The sequence below is a fragment of the Flavobacterium sp. RNTU_13 genome, from assembly GCF_046614455.1.
Taxonomy (GTDB): Bacteria; Bacteroidota; Bacteroidia; order Flavobacteriales; family Flavobacteriaceae; genus Flavobacterium.
The window spans coordinates 380920-399756 of sequence record NZ_JBKJHB010000001.1; the positions used below are offsets into that span (position 1 = coordinate 380920).

The following is an 18837-nucleotide window of genomic DNA, read 5'->3' on the forward strand; positions in this document are numbered from 1 at the left end:
TTAATTGTTTTTTTAGATACTGCAATCGCAGACACCAAAGTTAATTAAATTAAATTTGTTTCATAATTTTTACTGCTAAATTTAAAAAATTGTAATGAAAAAAATCCTCACGCTTGTGGTACTTATAATAGCCCTTGCAGCATGCAGCAGCGACAGCTACGTAAACCGAAACCCTTACCTTAACACTGGCTCTTTTAGCTGTACCATAGATATTACACTGCCCAGCAATGACAATTTACGATTTACCGCAAACCCCGTGGTAATACGCACCGCGGGTTACGGCATTAACGGCCTTATAGTAATGAATACCGGCAGCGGCTACGTAGCCTGGGAAAACACCTGCCCCAACCAGGAAATCACTTCCTGTTCTATACTTACGCTAAATGGCGCGTACGCTACCTGCCCATGCGATGATGTAAAATACAGCCTGTTTACCGGGCAACCCACTACACCCATGAAGTTTAACCTTAAAGCCTATCGTATAGAAATACTGAGCAGTACTTCCATACGGGTGTATAATTAACCACACAAAACAGACGGCATCTATTGAAAATAAAAAAGCTCCTGCAACCGAAGCCGCAGGAGCAAATTCACTAATTGGTTTTTAACTAAACTCTTTAAAACTTAAGGCTTACCCCTGCAAGGAAGTTAATGCCCGCCTGTGGGTAATAGTAAGGATCTGCACCGTACATATAGCCGTTTGAAACATATTTTTTATCGAAAACATTGTTGCATAGCGCACTTATGGTTATCGACCTGAATACTGATTTCACAGGGATATCATAAGACAGGTTAACATCGTTTATAAAATAATCCGGCAGCTTAGATGATGCTGTTTCCAGGTTATCCATATACTGCTCGCCTACGTATTTAGACAATAACGCTGCCTGGAAGTTTTTAAACGGAATAAAAATAAGCTGGTTTGCTGCAATAACCGATGGCGAAAACGCAATTTGTGTATTACCCAGATTCTGCACCCCCGCATCTCCTTCGTTGTAAAAATCAATGTTACGGTTAGCACTCACGGCAATATTAGGCCTTATAACAAGAAAACTTGTGGCCTGTATGGTAGCATCGGCCTCAATACCCATACGTAAACTTTTACCGCTGTTAGCATATATAGGCGAACCCACATCGTTAATGGCTCCGGTAAGTACCAGCTGGTTTTTATAATACATATAATAACCGTTTACGTTTACCGCTGTTTTGTTTTCTTTAAAGCGCCATCCTAATTCAAAATCGTTAAGGCTTTCCGGTTTAACGCTGCCGCTTTCGTAATCGCTTCGGCGCGGCTCCTTGTTACCCCTACCGTAGCTAAAGTACAGGCTGTTGTTGTTATCAGCCGTGTAAGTAAAGCCTGCTTTAGGATTTACAAAATTAAACGTGTCATCTGCCGGTATGGCATCGAGGTTGTTTTCGGTTACGTTATCGGCCTTGTAGTGCACACGGCGGTATTGCAGGTCTGCAAAAAGGCTAAGGTTATCGCCCAGCGCGTAAGTGGCTTTGGCAAACACGTTAAAGTCGGTTTTACTGGCGCTGTTGTCATAATAGCGGTCGCCGGGGCGCACAGCACCCGAATATTGTGCCCATATGGCCTCGCCATAGTGCACGCCTTCGTACTTATTAAGGCCTCCTCCAAATATGGCGTTAAGCTTTTCATCTTTATAGTTTAACGAGAAGGTAGTACCGTAAAAATTATTATCAAGCCATTTTTGGGTAATAACGTCCGAAGTACTTATTGTGTTGCCACCTATTGTTAGCGGTAGTATACCGTAAGCGGGCAGTTCAGCATCGTCTCGGTAATTTTCGTAATACCCGCGTCCTTTGGTATAAAACACCGCTATGTTACTGTTCCAGTTGCTGTCTAATTTTTCATTCCAGTGCAGCTGGTACTGGTCCTGCCAGTAGTTATCGGTTTCGTTATTATAAAATTTTACGTTACCTGTATCATCGGTATAATAACCCGAATAATTATACCTGCGGTTAGCCGCCATGGTAGCAGCGTCTATACCGTTCCAGGCCTGGTAGGTTTTTTCGCTTCCGCCAAAAGCTAGTGCCTTAATAAGCGTAGTAGCCCCTACATACGTTCCCTGAAGGAAATACGACTTAAGGTTACTGGCAGCGCGGTCTATATAACCATCACTCTGAATGTTAGACAACCTACCCGCAATTTCTACATGGTTATTTATAAGGCCGGTACTAAACTTTACCGTATGCTTACGCGAATTAAAGCTACCGTAAGAGTTACTGATTTCGCCTTCGGCATTTTTCTTATAGGCATCGGTAAGCACGTTTAGGCTTGCGCCAAAAGCACCCGCGCCGTTTGTACTTGTACCTACACCACGCTGCACCTGGATACTTTCGGCAGACGAAGCAAAGTCGCCCATATTTACCCAAAACGTACCGTGCGATTCGGCATCGTTATACGGTATACCGTTAAGCGTTACATTTATACGGCTGGCATCGGCGCCACGAATGCGTATACCTGTATAACCTATACCATTACCGGCGTCTGTAGTTGTTACTACCGATGGCAGGTAATTAAGCAACACAGGGATATCCTGCCCCAAGTTACGCGGAGCCAGTTCGGCTTTGGTTACGTTAGTAAAAGTTACAGGAGCAGTGCTGTTTACGCGTACGGCCTGTACCAACACCTCATCTAGTTTTGTAGCAGTAGTATCTTTTTGGTTTACAGGCTGCTGCGCAAATGCCGCAGCGGGTAACAGTAGCAAAATAAAGCGCTTAGAAGCTAAGCTACTAAAAAGCCCTGGAGCTTTAAAATAATCGTTTTTCATCCGTAAAATATTTACGAATAAAAGGGGTAATTATTCTTTTTGGTTTAACGTTTAAAATAATGTAATGAATTCTCGGCAAATGTGGCGGCGTGCACTCCGTTGTTTTTGCCTGTTCCCTTGGCAGCATTACCCGCCCAGGTTCATTGGGTATGATCTCAGCCCGATTATTTAGGGCACCCCTTTGAGACGGTGCAAAGGTAAATGATTATTTGATTTTTTAAACAGATTGGTAAAAATTTAAATCATCGCCCTGTTTTCACGTGCAAGTACACTCATTTTCAAGAGGTAAAAAACTTTGCCAAATAAAAAAACAGGGCTGCCTTACGGCAGCCCTGTTGGTATATTTTTTTTAGCCGTTAGGCTAAAAACTCCGGATTCTTAAAAATCGGGCCTTTTTCGCGATTGTTTTTTATCACTGTTGCGGCGCTTGTTTTCCATCCTTTTAAGCATTACCGCACGTGGTATGCGGGTAGCTTTCCTGGGGATTTCGGGTTTTATTGCAGCAGCAATGAGTTGCAAAAAACGCCGGGTTACAAGTTCCTTATTGCGCAACTGGCTCCGGTCTTCATCGCAGTGCAGTATAAGCTGCCCTTCTGCGTTAATACGGTTTGCCAACTTAGACAACACTAACAGTTTTTCCTCATCGGTAAGCGCGGCAGATGTAGCCGGGCTAAAACTAAGCACCACTTTACTGGATACCTTGTTTACATTTTGCCCGCCGGCACCGCTGCTGCGTACCGCTTTGTATTCCGGTTCGGTTAAAATTTTATTTGCGTCCAAAAAAATTCAGTTCATTAAACCGGTTTTTGGTGTGCCGGCTTAAGCAGGTCGTTTACGGTTTTCACCGGATTAAAGGTTTTTAGCGGCACCTCTACAAACACAGTAATCCACCCAGCCATAGCCCCGTTCCATAATCCCGGAAGTTCATACGATTTTACTTCTTTACCCATGCGGTTTTTTTGCACTATAAACCCTGTGTTAGGATCTACATAACCGCTAAGGTCAAATTTATTTCCTTTAAAATCTTTAAGCCCGCACACAAGGTCTACTGGGTTAAAGTGTGTACTTTGCCCAAAAATATGGCTCTGTATCTTGTTTTCAAGGTCTATCTGCGAGCTCTCCACTATTTGCAGCGATAACTTACCGCGTTTACCTTTTACCCAGAACGGACCACCGCCGGGTTCACCTTCGTTCTTAACCATACCACAAACACGTATAGGCCTGTTAAGCTGTTCCTGCACGTAGAGGTACTTATTTTCAAGGGTAAACTTATCAAAATCCGGCGAAATATCAAGCATCAGCTCCTGCTCTGCAAACTTAATTATTTCGTCTAGCTCGGCTTCATTTATACTACCGTTCTCAATATCTTCCAGGTATTTAAATATTTTTTCCTGTAGCTTAATAAGAATACCCCCCAGTGCCTTTTTATAAGTGGCTATGGTCTCCATTTTAGTATGCCTTACGTTGTCTATATTTTTTATAAACACCACATCGGCATCCAGGCGGTTAAGGTTTTCTATAAGTGCGCCGTGTCCGCCCGGGCGGAACAACAGCTTGGTTTTTTCCTCGCGGAACGGCTTATTGTCTAAGCCTACGGCAAGGGTATCTGTTTCTTTATGCTGATAGGTAAAGTTAAAATGGATTTTTATGCCCGTTTCTTCCTCTACCCTGCTGCGCGCATCGTTAATAGCATCAAGGAAACCATTGAGGTGATTTTCTGATATGGTAAAATGCACATAAGTTTCGCCATTAGACGCTGCATAGGCAGCAGCCTCTCTAAGATGCTCGTAAACCGGGGTAGCACTAAAATCATCATACTGATGGAATGGCAGTATACCCTTAGGCTTATTGGCATAATCAAAATGCTCCTCGCTCATCATGGTTTTTACAAAACTGTAAAAACGGGCATCTTCGCGCAGGTTTTCATTATCCATATCCGGGCAGTTAATGTGCTTATTTGCCTCGGCAGCTATTTCCTTATAAAACGGAAAACGCTCTAGCCCCAGTAAAAATACCGGCAGCGCATTGTCTTTTATACGGTTTGTATACCCGTTAATGGTTTCTTTAGCGGGGTCGTAATCGTTAATAAAGTCGTGCAAAAACTTAAACATCCGCGTAGCTGCACCAGATGCCGGTACAAACTTCTTCAGTTTATAGCCGTCTTTTCTGCTATCAAAGAAATCTGCCAGTGCGGCAGCTTCCTCTTTCTGGAGCAGGGTTATGCCGTCGCCGATTACCGCAGGCCTGTCCAGGTTTATTTTTGCAATGCCGTTTGTAAAAATGGTTAACTGGTGCGCTACCTTTTCCATGGTAATTCCACGGCGGTAAATCTGCATAAAATCAGTGATTTCAAGCCCCAGTTCCAGCGCTTTTTCAAGCTCACGGGCAATTTCAGATACTTTTTCAAATACGTTGTCGTAGCCGGTTACTATCCTTAACCTAAGGTTTTGGTTGTTTAGTAACTTTTCGGCCAGCTCATTTGCTGTTTTATTTTCTTCGGGGGCAATTACAATAGCCAGGTCGCTCTGTTTAGGATTGTTTACCAAAGCAATATCCTTCGCCTTAAAATGCAGGCGACGGTTGTTTTTTTGCTGGGCAAACGGCTCATCATTTAGCAGTGCAGCCGTGGGCTTACTGTTTTCTTCAGCATACACGGTAATACCTAACGTGTCTACTTTTTGTCTCGTAAAATTCTCTTCCATGCTAGATAGCCATAAACGGCAATTACGGTTAAAACTACATTCAAAATACTGGTAAGGGCGTACCCTTTCAAGTAAAAAAGCGGAACGGCTATTATATCTCCTACTATTAAAAACAGCCAGTTTTCAAGTTTGCGTTTCGCAAGCTGCCATGTCCCCACAAAAAGCAGCCCGGTCATAATGATATCGGCATACGCCCACCATCGGTCAAACTTGTTAAACAAAATATAGATAACCGAAACAAATATAATAGAAAAAATAAAAATAAAAACAGACTTTAGCCAATCTTGATACGAATTTTTTGTAATTTTTAGAATATCGTTATCATTTTTGTATGGTTTTTGCCATAGCCACCATCCGTAAATACTTACATAAAAATAGTACAAATTAATAATCAGGTCGCCGTAAAGCTCCCAGTTAATTAAAAGGTAAATATATATTACCGTACTGGCAAGACCCGTAGGATACAGCCATATACTGTTTCGTTTACTAAACACTACGCTTACTATGCCTAAAATCACAGCAAGGCTTTCAAGCAAAATCTGGACAAATGTATAGTCTTTATATTGCCTGAATAAAAAGTCGTAAATGTCAAACATTAAAAAAATGTTAAAGATTATATCCCAAGGCAATACACCAGTGTAAAACCTTCGAGCTCCATAAAATAAAAAGGTACGGTTGCCTTTACCCCTTCAAAGTCAAATGCGGTTTCCCCCTCACCGCTTTCCGCCGTAAACGGAAACACCTCTATATTTTGTTTAAAGCTCATTCCGGGGCGCGATATCATTTTATACACCGCTTCTTTAACCCCCCATATTATAATGAGCATCCTAAGATACTCTGATGCGTTTTCTTTATTTAAAAAGCCAAATTCGTTCCCCACAAACTTATCGGCTATAAGCACCACTTTTGGCCGTTGCATTTCCATGTCTATGCCTATCTGGCGGCTGCTTATAATAATCGCGCTAAACGCATACGAGTGCGTTATAGAAATATTTCGCCCGTCGGTAAGGTGCGGCTTACCTTTATCATCATAAAAAAGATCAAAATCAGTATAGCCGGCGTGCTGCAACAACATACGCACCCCAAGGAAACCTTTTTGGTGCTGCTCGCTCTTCATGCTTTCCAGCCGGTTTTGGCACAGTTCCTTAAGCTGCGTGGCAGCACGCAGTTCCTCCAGGGTTTCGGTGTTCTTCCACACCAGTACCCGGGTATCAGCATCTATGGTAAGCGATTTATATAAAGGCATTTATTAATTGTTGAAGCAGAAAATTAATTCCTATTTAGTACCTTTGCAAAAATTTTCGAATAACAAATATACTGTAAATAGCTGATGAGTACAACAACGCTGCCTTATGTGGCTTACAAAGTTAAGGATATTTCGCTTGCGGAATGGGGAAGGAAAGAAATACAACTTGCAGAAGCTGAAATGCCGGGGCTTATGGCCCTGCGTGCGGAATATGGCCCTAGCCAGCCGCTAAAAGGTGCCCGTATAGCTGGTTGCCTTCACATGACCATACAAACGGCCGTGCTTATTGAAACCCTTGTAGCCCTGGGTGCCGAAGTTACCTGGAGCTCTTGTAATATATTCTCTACACAAGACCACGCTGCTGCTGCTATTGCTGCTGCAGGTATTTCTGTTTACGCCTGGAAAGGTATGAACGAACAGGAATTTGACTGGTGTATAGAGCAAACTCTTTGGTTTGGTGAAAACCGCGAGCCGCTTAACATGATCCTTGATGATGGTGGCGACCTTACTAATATGGTGTTTGACCGTTTCCCTGAACTTGCTGCAGGTATTAAAGGCCTTAGCGAAGAAACTACTACAGGGGTACACCGCCTGTACGAAAGGATGAAAAACGGCACACTGGTAATGCCTGCCATTAACGTAAACGACTCTGTTACAAAATCTAAATTTGACAACAAATATGGCTGTAAAGAAAGTGCTGTAGATGCGGTACGCCGTGCTACAGACCTTATGCTTGCCGGTAAGCGTGTGGTAGTTTGTGGTTATGGAGACGTGGGTAAAGGTACTGCTGCATCATTCCGTGGAGCAGGTTCTATAGTTACCGTTACCGAAATTGACCCTATCTGTGCCCTACAGGCTGCTATGGACGGTTATGAGGTTAAAAAACTTGATACTGTAATAGCAAATGCCGACATAGTAATAACTACTACAGGTAACAAAGACATTGTGGTAGGCCGTCATTTCGAACAAATGAAAGACAAAACTGTAGTTTGTAACATAGGCCACTTCGACAACGAAATAGACATGGCATGGCTTAACGCTAACCACGGTGGTTCTAAAGTAGAAATCAAACCTCAGGTAGACAAGTACAGCATTAACGGTAAAGATATTATCATTCTTGCCGAGGGCCGCCTTGTAAACCTTGGCTGTGCTACAGGGCACCCAAGTTTTGTAATGAGTAACTCGTTTACAAACCAAACGCTTGCGCAAATAGAGCTTTGGACAAACAGCGCTGCTTACGAAAACAAAGTATACATGCTGCCTAAGCACCTGGACGAAAAAGTGGCTGCCCTACACCTTGCTAAACTTGGCGTGGAGCTTGAAACCCTTTCAAAAGGCCAGGCTGATTACATAGGCGTAGACGTACAAGGTCCGTTTAAACCGGAGTACTACCGTTACTAATAAACGCAAAACGTTATATATAAAACCTGCCGTTTGGCAGGTTTTTTTTATTTTCAATGAACGTAAAAAAGCCGGCAGCCCACAAACAATGATGTGAAACAAACCGGCTTTTGCATTGGATAAAATGAATAAAAACTATCTTAACTATTAATAAAATCCGAAGTTGAAGTTGTTTAAAAAAGCCCCGGAAATACGAGGCTTTTTAATACTACCTAACAATCAAAATAAACTGTTCCCACACAAGTTTGGATAACAATTTAAAGCCCTTTCTGCTAAAAGAACAAAGCAAAAGTAAGGCGGGAAACAAGCCGGAAAAATACCTAACAAAGGGTAATTTTAAGGTTTAACACTATGTAAGGATTAACCGTAAGCAATTAAAAATATAGCATTATTTTTGTAGCCCGTTGTAATTTATAAAGCACTATGTATTTTTTGTCGCGCGAACTTTACTTCCCTCCCGTAACACACGCTTCACCCGAAGGTATTGTGGCAGTGGGCGGCGACCTAAGCCCCGAAAGGCTTTTGCTGGCGTACCGCAGCGGAATATTTCCGTGGTTTGATGAAGATGAGCCTATACTGTGGTGGAGTCCGCCGGAGCGCATGGTGCTGCTGTTCCCAGAACTTAAGGTTTCTAAAAGCATGCGGAATATTATTAACCGCAATATGTTTAAGGTTACCTGGAATACTGCTTTTGAACAGGTAATCAAATCATGCCGTACCATAAAACGCGATGGGCAACCGGGAACCTGGATTACAGAAGAAATGCAGGAAGCCTACTGTACACTACACAAAATGGGTTATGCAAAATCAGTAGAGGTATGGCAGGACGATGTTTTAGTGGGAGGATTATATGGCGTGGATCTGGGGAATATATTTTGCGGAGAAAGCATGTTTAGCAAGGTAAGCAACACCAGTAAAATTGCGTTTATAGCCCTGGTCCAAAAACTGCAAAACGAAAAATATCACTTACTGGATTGCCAGGTACATAACGACCATTTAGAAAGCCTTGGCGCACGCGAAATACCACGTGATATTTTTATCAGGGTTTTAAACACGCCAGCTTCAAAGTAAAAGAGCCGCGCGTTATGCGTGTGGTTTCAGTCTACGTTGTTTTCTTTCCCAGTTGTATGCATAGGCAATAGAAATCACTACCACAAATGCAGCAAAGTAAAACATGGCAGGTATACGCGATAAATGGTCTGCGTAGTACCATCCTGCAATGGCAGCACCCGTGCCTATACCTATTTCCATAGCCATATAGCTTGTAGCTACTGCCTTACCGCGGTCTTCCGGGCTGCTGAGTTCTACCATCCACGCATTTAACGATGGCGAAAAAATACCCTGTGCTATACCATATACCCCGGCAGCTACTAAAAAGAGCATTGGCGTATTAGCCGCGCCTGTACCTATAAGTGCCAAAACAAGTACCGTTAGCCCATAGCGCATTACCCGTACCCTTCCGTACTTATCACTCGCCTTTCCGGCCAAAAAACGCATTACCAGCGAGGTAATGGTAAGCACCATAAAAAATGTCCCTTTATTTGCAATACCTAGCGATTCTGATTTATCTGGGATAAGTGTAAGCATTGTACCATAAGAAAGGCACGAAAGCAGGTTTACTATTGCAGCCGGTATGGCTTGTTTAAGGATAATATCCCGGCGGTTAATTTTTAGCAACGAAAACCGGAAACGCTGATTATTCGGCAGGGTTTCCTTCATTTTCATTATAATCAGTATACTGAGCAGCGCAAATGCAGCCGAAACATAAAAAAGCACATTAATACTAAAATGCAAGGCAAGGTAACCACCTATTGCAGGGCCTACTGCCATACCTGTACTAAAAAACAGGCCGTGAAAACCAAGGGCTTCGCCCCAGCGCTCTTTTGGGGCAATGTCTGCCACATAGGCCGCGGTAGCCGTAGGCTTAAAACCTGTAGAAAAACCATGCAGCAATCTTAAAAATAAAAACCCAGACACGCTGGCTAATACCGGATACAGCACCCCGCAAACAAAACACACTATACTACCCACCGCCATTACAGGCACCCTGCCTACAGTATCGGTAAGGCGTCCGCTAAAGGGTCTTGAAATTCCGGCTGTAAGGGTAAACAACGCTATGATAAGGCCTTTATACTCTGCACCTCCCAGGCTACTTAGGTAAGCAGGGAGCTCGGGTATAAGCATATTAAAGCTGGCAGAGAACAATAATGAACTAATACACAACAGGCCAAATTGCAGGTTATAGATAGGATGGGAAACTTTCTTCATAATGCGCCGCAAAGGTACGCCGCTAAAAAGGGTTATCCTATGTTTTATATGCTAAATTTATGTTGCCATAACCATTAGGATAAAGTTACTCACATAGCGGATTTAACCTGCATTTATGAACATCAGGTTTAAAAAAGAAATAACTTTGTAATATAAACCGTACTATTATGAGTAAAACAATGAAGATATTGGTAATGGTGGCTACTACCCTTACCCTTGGCTATATATCAGGGCTTGTTACGCAAAGCAGTGTAAACACATGGTACCCTACCTTAAATAAACCGTTTTTTACACCGCCAAACGCAGTTTTCCCAATAGCGTGGAGTACGCTGTATGTGTTTATGGGTATTGCGGCGGGGCTGGTTTGGGCGCGTATAGAAGTGCAAACCGAACTCGTAAAAAAAGGACTTAAATTCTTTGCCGTACAGTTAGCGCTTAATATGCTGTGGAGTTACCTCTTCTTCGGATTAAAAAATCCGCTTGTCGCCCTTATAGAAGTAGTACTGTTATGGCTGATGATTTATGAAACATGGCATGTATTTAAAAGAGTAGACCGCATAGCAGGGTGGCTTTTTGTGCCTTATCTCGCTTGGGTTACGTATGCTTCGGTGCTAAATGCGTCCATCTGGTGGCTAAACCGCTAATCAGCACCGAAACATTTAGCTTGGGTTTACTTGCGTAGCACTACAATCCAGTCCCACTCAGCAGGGTCACCCACACCTACACTTGGCGTGTACAGCATAATATGTACTTTTTCGCCGGGATGGTTTTGCCTGCTTTGCTTTACCACTTCAAGGTTGTCTATGGCATCCCAAATTGTTGCATAATCGGTAGCGTTTACAAACTCCGGCATTTCGCCATAGGTTATAAAGTCTACATCAGACACACCCGGGAGCGGAGCCTCAGTGTTAGACACAGCAAAGTCTGTAGCCGTTAAAAAAGTCTGCGGAAATGAAATTTCGCCTTTACCTGCCCAGTGTATCCCTCCCGAAAACACGGTGGTATTACTTTGCAGTGTTTTTAAGGTAATACTGCCAATATCGCCCGGAGAAACGTATTGCGGAACAAGATTTAAAACCGCATCGTCCGGAAGCTCTACGTTTTGCCCACCTTCAAAAGTGTTGGTGTTTAAATCTACTTTTAACAGTACAGCGGCATTTGGCGCATCTTGTACACGTGTGTTGTCTGTTTGCACGCTGTCATTGCTGGTGCATGAAGCCACTAAAGCGGCTAAGGCAATTGCTGGTATGATTTTTTTCATAGTAAAGATTTTTCAAAATAGATACACTCTAACCTAAAGGGTTGCGTAGAAAAGGTTAAATTGTTTCTATTCCCGCAAAAAAATCACCCATTCACCTCAATTGTTATATACCATTACATAAGACTTTGTAATTTTACAGGTGTTAATTAACACATTTCTACGCAACCCATCTAACATAAACCGCATCTAATATTTGAAAAAAAATTAATGTTGTGAAGCTATGAAATTTAAATTCCTTTCCGTTTTAACAGGCGTAATAACTGCTGCGTTTTTTGCTACCTCTTGCAGCAACGACCTAAATAACGATTATTACACCCCGGTAGAATCTGCCGCTTACGGCTATATTGTAAATGCCAGCCCGAATAGTGGCGACTTATATTTTTATGCCGACCAAAACCTGCTGAACAGCACGGCGCTTAATTATGGCAATTCTGCAGGGTATTACCGTTTTTATCTGGGCGACCGCACCTTTAGCGTTAAAAGCTCGGCGGGCACCTCGCTGGCTACTACTTCGCTTAAACTTAGCAATCAGGATTACTTCGGGTTATTTGCGGTTAACACCTTTAACAACATAGAACTCGTAGCCTACAGGGATACCCTGGTGCAACCGGCCGCAGGTAATGCACGCGTGCGCTTTATAAACCTGATACCTGATTCACCCGACCTGGATGTGGCAACACCAAGCGCCAGCCTTGCTACAGGATTAAGCTTTAAAGAAGCCACTGATTTTATAGAAGTTGCTGCCGGCACTTACGACATTGCCTTTAAAAATGCCGGTACCGGCACAGTAATCACAACGGATACTGCCGAAACATTTAATGCCGGATATATATATACTATCTACGTTAAAGGATATCTTTCTCCTGCTGCGGGTAGTAACGACACTGCAACCGCCGTAAAACTTACAAACTACAGAGGTTAATAATTTTCAGTACGTTTTTAAAGCACTCTTATTTAGGGTGCTTTTTTTATGTTTTTTATGGACGATGCCTAATATTTTTTCAAATCATATAGAGAAGACAATTTATTTTACCCCTATATTTACAGTATATTTAAACAAACTAAAAAACCGAAACGTAGTAACGCACCCCATGGCATCAAGAAAAGCAAGACTGGTTCTCATGAAAATATTCAGCCTTTTTTCTGTAGTCCGTGGTTACAACATACCCGTTATTGCGCTGGCGCAATACCTTTCGGCCATTTTTATTCTTGACACTAAAAGGCGCGCGCTAGATATACTGCTCGACGGCCACCTTTTTATAATAGTACTGGCATCGTCTATAAGCATTGCTTCAGGGTACATTATAAATAACTTTTACGACGCCCAAAAAGACCTGATTAACCGCCCAAAAAAATCCATGCTGGACAGGCTTGTAAGCCAGGGCACCAAACTGCAGGTATATTTTGCGCTCAACTTTATAGCCGTAGCACTTGCTTTTGTGGTATCATGGCGGGCTGTAATATTTTTCTGCACCTATATTTTCCTGATTTGGTTTTACTCGCACAAGCTGAAAAAATATCCACTTATAGGCAACCTTACTGCGGCTTTACTGGCTGTATTGCCGTTCTTCGGAATATTGTTGTATGTAACTAAGTATAATGAGGGTACTTACTTTATGAGCGAACGCGTAGGGACCATATTTGCGCATGCTACGTTCCTGTATATGCTTATATTAACCAGGGAACTGATTAAAGATTTGGAAAACCTGGCCGGAGATATGGCTGCCAATTATAAAACCATACCTGTTATGTTTGGCGAAAAAGTAGCCAAGCGCATTATAGCGGCACTTATTTTCCTTACCATAATACCTGTTTATTTGCTGATTGAGGTATACGATGTAGGCTATATGGATGTATACTTTTATACCGGCATGCTGGTTATTATATTTTTCCTGTACCGCCTGTGGGATGCCTCGTCTAAAACCGATTACCTGCTGCTGCATAATCTTGTAAAAGGCCTTATAGTAGCCGGTGTATTTAGTATTGTACTTATAGACCCGGCGGTTTTAGTACACGGAAGGCAATTGTTGGTGTAGAAAAGGTTTCCCAAATCAACCTTAATACTTCCAATAACACCCGTTTTGCAATAAAAAATCCCGCCAGGGCGGGAAACAGGAACTATTAAAAAAAATCAGAAAATCATTACCAACGCGGCCTGTCTATATTTTCTACAGCCGGAAGGTCGGCAAGGCGCTGGCGTATGTGTGTGAGGTCACGCACCAGTGCAGGCACTTCTTTCCAGTGGTTTACACGCTGATAATTCTCTTTATATATGTTGTGGAATGCCGTAAACATAATGGGCTTACCCTTGCAGTAATCCAGGTTTTTGCAGTGGTCGTCTATCAGGAAATCTGTATCAATCACGCTTTTATCACCACAAAAAATAATGTTCCTCCAGTGAATGAACGGAAAATGTTCTTCCAGCCACAGTTTTTTCTCATACAATGAAAGCGGAAATTCCATAGCTGCCGACACTATGTACACATCATAATCTTTCATCAGGTCTTTTACCGCTTCTACAGCCCCTTCCATTACGGGCAGCGTACGGAAAAACCCCGGTGTAACCAAAAACTTTGATATCGCGTCATTCGGTAACGCTTCACTCTCCATGCGGCCAAGCATGGTTTCGCGCTCCGGCCTGTTGCCGTATTCTTTTTCGTACCAGTTAAGGTATTGCGTTTCTACGTCGGCTAAAACACCGTCCATATCTATCGCAATTGTCTTTCTAATTCTTTCTGAGGTATTCATGAGGTTATTGCATTTTGTTGCAGCAAAGTTACGCTTATTTTGCAATATATTGCAACTTTATGCAAAATTTTGCAATGTTAAATTTTTGTATATTTGCCGTAAACAAATTCTTGATAATGGTTAAAGAAGAGCGTTTACAGCTCATACTACAGCACTTAACCCGCGATAACCGCGTACAACTTGGCGAAATGAGCCGCCTGCTCAGCGTATCTGAAGATACCGTAAGGCGCGACATAAAGGAACTGGACGTGCAGGGATTGCTAAAAGCCGTACGCGGCGGTGCCATTGCAAACAGCAGTATACCGCACCACTACCGCGACAGGGAAACATTTGATATTTCACTAAAAAGGCGCATAGCCGAAAAAGCCATACCGTTTATTAAAAACGGGCAAACCATTTTTATGGACGGAGGAACATCGGTACTGGCGGTAGCGCAAATGCTGCCTAAAGACCTTAAGGTTACTGTAGTTACTAACAGTTTCCCCGTAGCCGATGTACTGGAAGACCACCCTAATGCAGAAGTGATTTTTGCAGGAGGCCGACTCTACAAAACGGCGTTTACCACCATAGGCCAGCAGGCCATTGACACGGTACGTAATGTGCGTGCCAATATTTACTTTTTTGGTGTAAGCAGCATACATACCATTGGTCTTACCGCACGCAGCTACGAAGACAGCCTGGTAAAACGCGCAATGGTAGAAAACGCTACGCAAATCATTGCGCTAAGCACACTACAAAAAATAGATACTGCCGAGGCTTTTTTTGTATGTCCTATTACTAAGGTGGACACACTGATTACAGAAGCCACACCAGACGATGAAAAACTTCAGCCATACAGAGATTTAGGGCTAAATGTAGTATAATAAAGCATGAAAAAACTAGTTTACATACCCCTACTGTTACTGTTGTTGCTTATAGCTCCTGCTGCATACCATTTGCAGGAATCAAGAGAGTGGAACGGTAAAAAATGTGCCGTTGTACTTACGTATGATGATGCGCTAAATGTACACCTAGACACTGTGCTGCCTCAGCTAAACAAGTATAACCTTAAAGGCACTTTTTATCTGGTAGGCAATGCCCCTGCCCTTACTAATCGTATAAACGAGTGGCGAAAGGCGGCAAAAGAAGGCCACGAACTGGGCAACCATACCCTTAACCATCCGTGCGATGGCAGCCTGCCGGGCAGGGCATGGGTAAGTAAAGATGCAAACCTTGCAAAGTATACTGTAAAACGGGCCATAGACGAAATAAAAGTTACCAATGCTTTTTTAAAAGCCATAGACGGTAAAGACAAACGCACCTTTGCTTACCCTTGTGGCGACCTAAAAATTAACGATACGCTTTTTTACAACAGTCTAAAAAACGAATTTTCGGGAGCACGGGGCGTTGTATCAGCCTATGCCAGTGCAAAAGATATTAATCTGGACAACATTTACTGCTTTGGGCAAAGCGACACCACTGCCGAGCAGATGATAGCGCAAATTAAGGAAGCTGAGAGAAAAGGCAGCTTGATAGTGTTGCTGTTTCACGGTGTAGGCGGAGAACATCCGCTAAATGTTAGTGCGAAAGAACACGAAAAAGTACTGCGTTACCTAAGTAGCCGTAAAAAAGATATATGGGTTGCCCCGATGGTAACTGTAGCCGAGTACATAAAGAAACTACAAACGGCTAAATAAGGTGCGCCTTTAGCTCAGTACGGTATTGCGAGGCGCTTTTACCCGTTACCTCTTTAAAGCTTTTATTAAAGTGGCTAAAGTTATTAAATCCGCTTTCATAACACACCTCGCTTATGGTTATAGGCTTTTCAGCCAATAATTTACAGGCGTGTACCACGCGGTATTCGTTAACAAACTGCACAAAGGTTTTGCGGGTCATTTTTTTGAAGTAACGACAAAAAGACGGCACCGTCATGCTGGCTATTTCGGCAACCTCGTCCAGCGCTATAGTTTCCCTGAAGTTATCTTTTACAAAGTTAAACACCATGTTTATACGGTCGTTGTCCTGCACATGGGTTTCCAGGGCAAAACCCTCTGCATTTAAAACTTTATAGTCTTCCGTTTGTTCCAGGTCGTGCAATACGCTTATAAGTGTTATAAGGCGCTCAAACGGATCCATATTTGCCATTTCCTCCATACGTTCCCCTACCAGGTAACGCACATCGGGTCCAAAGGCTATACCACCCCTAGCCTTTTCAAATAAAGCACCTATACTTTTTGTTTCGGGTAACCCCATAAAGGTGTCGCCTAAAAAGTCGGGCTTCATTTGTATTACAGTTTCTTTTTTGTTGCCGGTAGTATCGTCAGTAAAACCACAGTGCGGCAAATTACTGCCTATAAGTATAAGGTCGCCATCGGCATAGTATGAAATATGGCTGCCTATTTGCCGCTTGCCCGAACCGCCGTTTACATACACCAGCTCCACCTCGGGATGGTAATGCCAAACGTGAGAACGCAGGTTACTGTTTTGGTCAAAAGTAACATAAGCAAAGCTGCTCCCGAAAGAGGGCTCTATGACTTCAAATGAGGCACGTACGTTTTTCATGAAAATGTTGCATTTTTCGTTACAAATATAGGCAGACTACACTAAAATTGGCTCGATTTAACTAAAAAACGTTTTCGTAAGGTTAATATTGAATACAAAGAGGCAAATATTGTTGTAACATTTTTAAAACTGTGGTTGTAATTTAGCATCAGATAAAAAGAAGTACAACCTAAAGCTGTAAGAACATGAAAAGTCTAATGAAATTCGGAGTAGCACTTGTAGCACTGTTAACCACGGTTGTTTCACATGCAAATGACAACGACTTCCTGGTAAAAACCAAAGAAGGTGCCGGAAAAGCGATAAGCTTTACCATAAAAGAAAGTAAAGATGTACTTGTAAAACTATACGCTAAAGACGGGGCAGAGATTTTTAACGAAACCGTAAAAAGCAAAAACGGTAAGGTAGACAGGACGTATGACCTAAATGCACTACCAGACGGTACATATTACCTGGAAACAGAAACCGCTACAAAAGTAGCACGCCACGAAATTACAATAAAAGGAAAATCTGCTGTGGTGGCCGAAAATGCAGTATCTGAAATTGCAAAACCTGTAGTACTAAACAACAAAGGTATTGTTACAGTACAGGTATCTAAAAACGATAAAACGCCGGTTGATATAAAAATGTATGACGAAAACAACAACGAGCTTTACAATGAAACATTTGAAGGCGGGAAAGTTGCAAAACGTTTTGACATTACAAAATCAACAGCTAAAAATTTCACGTTGGTTATTGGCTACAACAACAAACTGTTTGTTGAAACCATCTCCGCGCGATAAAATGAGGTTTGGTTATAGCAAAAAAGCTCCACAATGTGGAGCTTTTTTATTTTATATCTATAGAGCTATAAAGTACCCAAAATATTATCCATTATCCAGTTGGTATGAGCTCCTGTATGCCCAGTGGAAGGATGTTTCAGTATCCCTGCCAAATGTTTCTGCATATTCTCTACATGATACAACTGAATGTTTTCAGGATGTGGTATAATTAGCTCTTCCGTACCTGCTTCTGTAATCAGCGTAAGCGGCACCTCTTCAAAAACTGCAAACTTTATAGTGCCTTTACTACCATAAATACTCACTTCATCTTCGCGTTTTAGCGTACCAAAATTCCATGACCCTGTACCGGTAACACCGGTATTATGCAGCCATGTAGCTGCTACCGCATCTTTAGCAGTGTAAAGCCCTTGCTGGTTAAGGCTTATGCCGTGAGCCTGGGTTACGCTACCGAAAAAGTACACAAACAAATCAAGCCCGTGGCTCGCAAGGTCGTCAAAGTAGCCACCCGGTGCTATAGCCGCATCGGTACGCCAGTTATAAACTCCTGATAAATCTGTTTCAGAAGCCACCTTGGTTAAGTTCCAGTGTATATGGCGCGCACTACCTATCCTACCTTCCTCTATCCATTGTTTTACCTGTAAAAACCTGGGCAATGACCTGCGGTAATACGCCACAAAAAGAGGGAGCTTCCTGGCATCAAACGCTTCGGTTATTGCCACACAGTCATCATAATTTGGCGCCATAGGCTTTTCTATACAGCAAGGCTTACCGGCCTGAGCCACTTTAAGAGCGTAAAACTTGTGTGTATCGGGCGGGGTAGCTATATATACAGCATCAATTTCAGGGTCATTTATCAGGGCATCAGCATCAGCATAGTATTTCTCTACACCATGCCTCCGGGCATAATCGGCAGCTTTTTCGGCATCCCGGCGCATTACCGCCTTAAGGGCAAATCCCGATACTTTTTGATATGCCGGGCCACTTTTACGCTCGGTTACATCGCCGCAGCCTATAATGCCCCAGCGTATTATTAACTGTTTTTCGTCCATTGTGTGTTTGGTTATTGTTGTGCAGGCTAAGGTAGCATTTTTAGCGA

Annotated in this window: 19 protein-coding genes and 1 riboswitch; of the genes, 9 read left to right on the forward strand and 10 right to left on the reverse strand. The window is 42.6% G+C overall.

From position 1 onward, the window contains the following. Positions 1 to 94 precede the first annotated feature (94 nt). Entirely contained in the window at positions 95 to 523 is a 429-nt protein-coding gene (locus ACLI08_RS01745) for a Rieske (2Fe-2S) protein (protein WP_411426731.1), read from the forward strand. Positions 524 to 617: 94 nt separating this feature from the next. Here ACLI08_RS01745 and ACLI08_RS01750 read toward each other — a convergent pair whose 3' ends face one another. The 5 genes from ACLI08_RS01750 to ACLI08_RS01770 all read right to left on the reverse strand — a co-directional run bounded on the left by ACLI08_RS01750 (position 618) and on the right by ACLI08_RS01770 (position 6743). Beyond that, a complete protein-coding gene (locus ACLI08_RS01750) occupies positions 618 to 2795 on the reverse strand; it encodes a TonB-dependent receptor (RefSeq protein WP_411426732.1) in 2178 nt (725 codons plus the stop codon). Between the two features lie 96 nt (positions 2796 to 2891). Next, positions 2892 to 2986, reverse strand: a riboswitch (TPP riboswitch). A 187-nt stretch (positions 2987 to 3173) separates the two neighbouring features. Then, complete coding sequence (gene arfB, locus ACLI08_RS01755) at positions 3174 to 3575, reverse strand: alternative ribosome rescue aminoacyl-tRNA hydrolase ArfB (protein ID WP_411426733.1); 402 nt, start codon at positions 3573 to 3575, stop codon at positions 3174 to 3176. Positions 3576 to 3589: 14 nt separating this feature from the next. Then, positions 3590 to 5497, reverse strand: a complete 1908-nt coding sequence (locus ACLI08_RS01760) for a DUF4301 family protein (protein WP_411426734.1) — start codon at positions 5495 to 5497, stop codon at positions 3590 to 3592. Beyond that, positions 5467 to 6093, reverse strand: coding sequence for a nicotinamide riboside transporter PnuC (gene pnuC / locus ACLI08_RS01765; RefSeq protein ID WP_411426735.1), 627 nt, complete (start codon positions 6091 to 6093; stop codon positions 5467 to 5469). The genes ACLI08_RS01760 and pnuC overlap by 31 nt, the downstream gene beginning before the upstream one ends. A 17-nt stretch (positions 6094 to 6110) precedes the next feature. Beyond that, positions 6111 to 6743 (reverse strand): 4'-phosphopantetheinyl transferase family protein, encoded by a 633-nt coding sequence (locus ACLI08_RS01770; RefSeq protein ID WP_411426736.1) that lies wholly within the window; start codon positions 6741 to 6743, stop codon positions 6111 to 6113. An 84-nt stretch (positions 6744 to 6827) separates the two neighbouring features. Here ACLI08_RS01770 and ahcY point away from each other — a divergent pair, with 84 nt between their 5' ends. Together ahcY and aat are read left to right on the forward strand one after the other, a co-directional pair. Next, positions 6828 to 8144, forward strand: coding sequence for an adenosylhomocysteinase (ahcY, locus tag ACLI08_RS01775; RefSeq protein WP_411426737.1), 1317 nt, complete (start codon positions 6828 to 6830; stop codon positions 8142 to 8144). Between the two features lie 423 nt (positions 8145 to 8567). After that, positions 8568 to 9215, forward strand: a complete 648-nt coding sequence (gene aat / locus ACLI08_RS01780) for a leucyl/phenylalanyl-tRNA--protein transferase (protein WP_411426738.1) — start codon at positions 8568 to 8570, stop codon at positions 9213 to 9215. Between the two features lie 12 nt (positions 9216 to 9227). On the opposite strand, the gene ACLI08_RS01785 is transcribed toward aat, so the two are convergent. Further along, complete coding sequence (locus ACLI08_RS01785; protein WP_411426739.1) at positions 9228 to 10412, reverse strand: MFS transporter; 1185 nt, start codon at positions 10410 to 10412, stop codon at positions 9228 to 9230. A 167-nt stretch (positions 10413 to 10579) separates the two neighbouring features. On the opposite strand from ACLI08_RS01785, the gene ACLI08_RS01790 reads away from it, so the two are divergent. Next, entirely contained in the window at positions 10580 to 11056 is a 477-nt protein-coding gene (locus ACLI08_RS01790; RefSeq protein WP_411426740.1) for a TspO/MBR family protein, read from the forward strand. Between the two features lie 26 nt (positions 11057 to 11082). On the opposite strand, the gene ACLI08_RS01795 is transcribed toward ACLI08_RS01790, so the two are convergent. Next, the gene (locus tag ACLI08_RS01795) at positions 11083 to 11673 is read right to left on the reverse strand and encodes a hypothetical protein (protein ID WP_411426741.1); all 591 of its coding nucleotides are present in this window, start codon (positions 11671 to 11673) and stop codon (positions 11083 to 11085) included. A 220-nt stretch (positions 11674 to 11893) separates the two neighbouring features. Here ACLI08_RS01795 and ACLI08_RS01800 point away from each other — a divergent pair, with 220 nt between their 5' ends. Continuing rightward, the gene (locus ACLI08_RS01800) at positions 11894 to 12595 is read left to right on the forward strand and encodes a DUF4397 domain-containing protein (protein ID WP_411426742.1); all 702 of its coding nucleotides are present in this window, start codon (positions 11894 to 11896) and stop codon (positions 12593 to 12595) included. A gap of 169 nt (positions 12596 to 12764) precedes the next feature. Then, positions 12765 to 13709: a geranylgeranylglycerol-phosphate geranylgeranyltransferase gene (locus ACLI08_RS01805; RefSeq protein WP_411426743.1), complete on the forward strand. Its 945-nt coding sequence runs from the start codon at positions 12765 to 12767 to the stop codon at positions 13707 to 13709. A gap of 106 nt (positions 13710 to 13815) precedes the next feature. Here ACLI08_RS01805 and ACLI08_RS01810 read toward each other — a convergent pair whose 3' ends face one another. After that, the gene (locus ACLI08_RS01810) at positions 13816 to 14421 is read right to left on the reverse strand and encodes a 5' nucleotidase, NT5C type (protein WP_411426744.1); all 606 of its coding nucleotides are present in this window, start codon (positions 14419 to 14421) and stop codon (positions 13816 to 13818) included. A 116-nt stretch (positions 14422 to 14537) separates the two neighbouring features. Between ACLI08_RS01810 and ACLI08_RS01815 the strand changes: the two genes are divergently transcribed. Together ACLI08_RS01815 and ACLI08_RS01820 are read left to right on the forward strand one after the other, a co-directional pair. Further along, the gene (locus ACLI08_RS01815) at positions 14538 to 15284 is read left to right on the forward strand and encodes a DeoR/GlpR family DNA-binding transcription regulator (RefSeq protein ID WP_411426745.1); all 747 of its coding nucleotides are present in this window, start codon (positions 14538 to 14540) and stop codon (positions 15282 to 15284) included. Between the two features lie 6 nt (positions 15285 to 15290). Then, complete coding sequence (locus tag ACLI08_RS01820) at positions 15291 to 16097, forward strand: polysaccharide deacetylase family protein (protein WP_411426746.1); 807 nt, start codon at positions 15291 to 15293, stop codon at positions 16095 to 16097. On the opposite strand, the gene ACLI08_RS01825 is transcribed toward ACLI08_RS01820, so the two are convergent. Next, entirely contained in the window at positions 16090 to 16962 is an 873-nt protein-coding gene (locus ACLI08_RS01825) for an AraC family transcriptional regulator (RefSeq protein ID WP_411426747.1), read from the reverse strand. The genes ACLI08_RS01820 and ACLI08_RS01825 overlap by 8 nt on opposite strands. A gap of 185 nt (positions 16963 to 17147) precedes the next feature. On the opposite strand from ACLI08_RS01825, the gene ACLI08_RS01830 reads away from it, so the two are divergent. Further along, complete coding sequence (locus tag ACLI08_RS01830) at positions 17148 to 17741, forward strand: hypothetical protein (RefSeq protein WP_411426748.1); 594 nt, start codon at positions 17148 to 17150, stop codon at positions 17739 to 17741. 65 nt (positions 17742 to 17806) lie between these two features. Here the strand turns inward: ACLI08_RS01830 and ACLI08_RS01835 are convergent, their stop codons facing one another. Continuing rightward, on the reverse strand, positions 17807 to 18790 hold the full coding sequence (locus tag ACLI08_RS01835; protein WP_411426749.1) for a Gfo/Idh/MocA family protein: 984 nt from the start codon (positions 18788 to 18790) through the stop codon (positions 17807 to 17809). Positions 18791 to 18837 lie beyond the last annotated feature (47 nt).

Coding starts and splice junctions, on each gene's coding strand:
- ACLI08_RS01745 (WP_411426731.1), top strand. CDS start 95: ATGAAAAAAATCCTCACGCTTGTGGTACTTATAATAGCCCTTGCAGCA.
- ACLI08_RS01750 (WP_411426732.1), bottom strand. CDS start 2,795: ATGAAAAACGATTATTTTAAAGCTCCAGGGCTTTTTAGTAGCTTAGCT.
- ACLI08_RS01760 (WP_411426734.1), bottom strand. CDS start 5,497: ATGGAAGAGAATTTTACGAGACAAAAAGTAGACACGTTAGGTATTACC.
- pnuC (WP_411426735.1), bottom strand. CDS start 6,093: ATGTTTGACATTTACGACTTTTTATTCAGGCAATATAAAGACTATACA.
- ACLI08_RS01770 (WP_411426736.1), bottom strand. CDS start 6,743: ATGCCTTTATATAAATCGCTTACCATAGATGCTGATACCCGGGTACTG.
- ahcY (WP_411426737.1), top strand. CDS start 6,828: ATGAGTACAACAACGCTGCCTTATGTGGCTTACAAAGTTAAGGATATT.
- aat (WP_411426738.1), top strand. CDS start 8,568: ATGTATTTTTTGTCGCGCGAACTTTACTTCCCTCCCGTAACACACGCT.
- ACLI08_RS01785 (WP_411426739.1), bottom strand. CDS start 10,412: ATGAAGAAAGTTTCCCATCCTATCTATAACCTGCAATTTGGCCTGTTG.
- ACLI08_RS01790 (WP_411426740.1), top strand. CDS start 10,580: ATGAGTAAAACAATGAAGATATTGGTAATGGTGGCTACTACCCTTACC.
- ACLI08_RS01795 (WP_411426741.1), bottom strand. CDS start 11,673: ATGAAAAAAATCATACCAGCAATTGCCTTAGCCGCTTTAGTGGCTTCA.
- ACLI08_RS01800 (WP_411426742.1), top strand. CDS start 11,894: ATGAAATTTAAATTCCTTTCCGTTTTAACAGGCGTAATAACTGCTGCG.
- ACLI08_RS01805 (WP_411426743.1), top strand. CDS start 12,765: ATGGCATCAAGAAAAGCAAGACTGGTTCTCATGAAAATATTCAGCCTT.
- ACLI08_RS01810 (WP_411426744.1), bottom strand. CDS start 14,421: ATGAATACCTCAGAAAGAATTAGAAAGACAATTGCGATAGATATGGAC.
- ACLI08_RS01815 (WP_411426745.1), top strand. CDS start 14,538: ATGGTTAAAGAAGAGCGTTTACAGCTCATACTACAGCACTTAACCCGC.
- ACLI08_RS01820 (WP_411426746.1), top strand. CDS start 15,291: ATGAAAAAACTAGTTTACATACCCCTACTGTTACTGTTGTTGCTTATA.
- ACLI08_RS01825 (WP_411426747.1), bottom strand. CDS start 16,962: ATGAAAAACGTACGTGCCTCATTTGAAGTCATAGAGCCCTCTTTCGGG.
- ACLI08_RS01830 (WP_411426748.1), top strand. CDS start 17,148: ATGAAAAGTCTAATGAAATTCGGAGTAGCACTTGTAGCACTGTTAACC.
- ACLI08_RS01835 (WP_411426749.1), bottom strand. CDS start 18,790: ATGGACGAAAAACAGTTAATAATACGCTGGGGCATTATAGGCTGCGGC.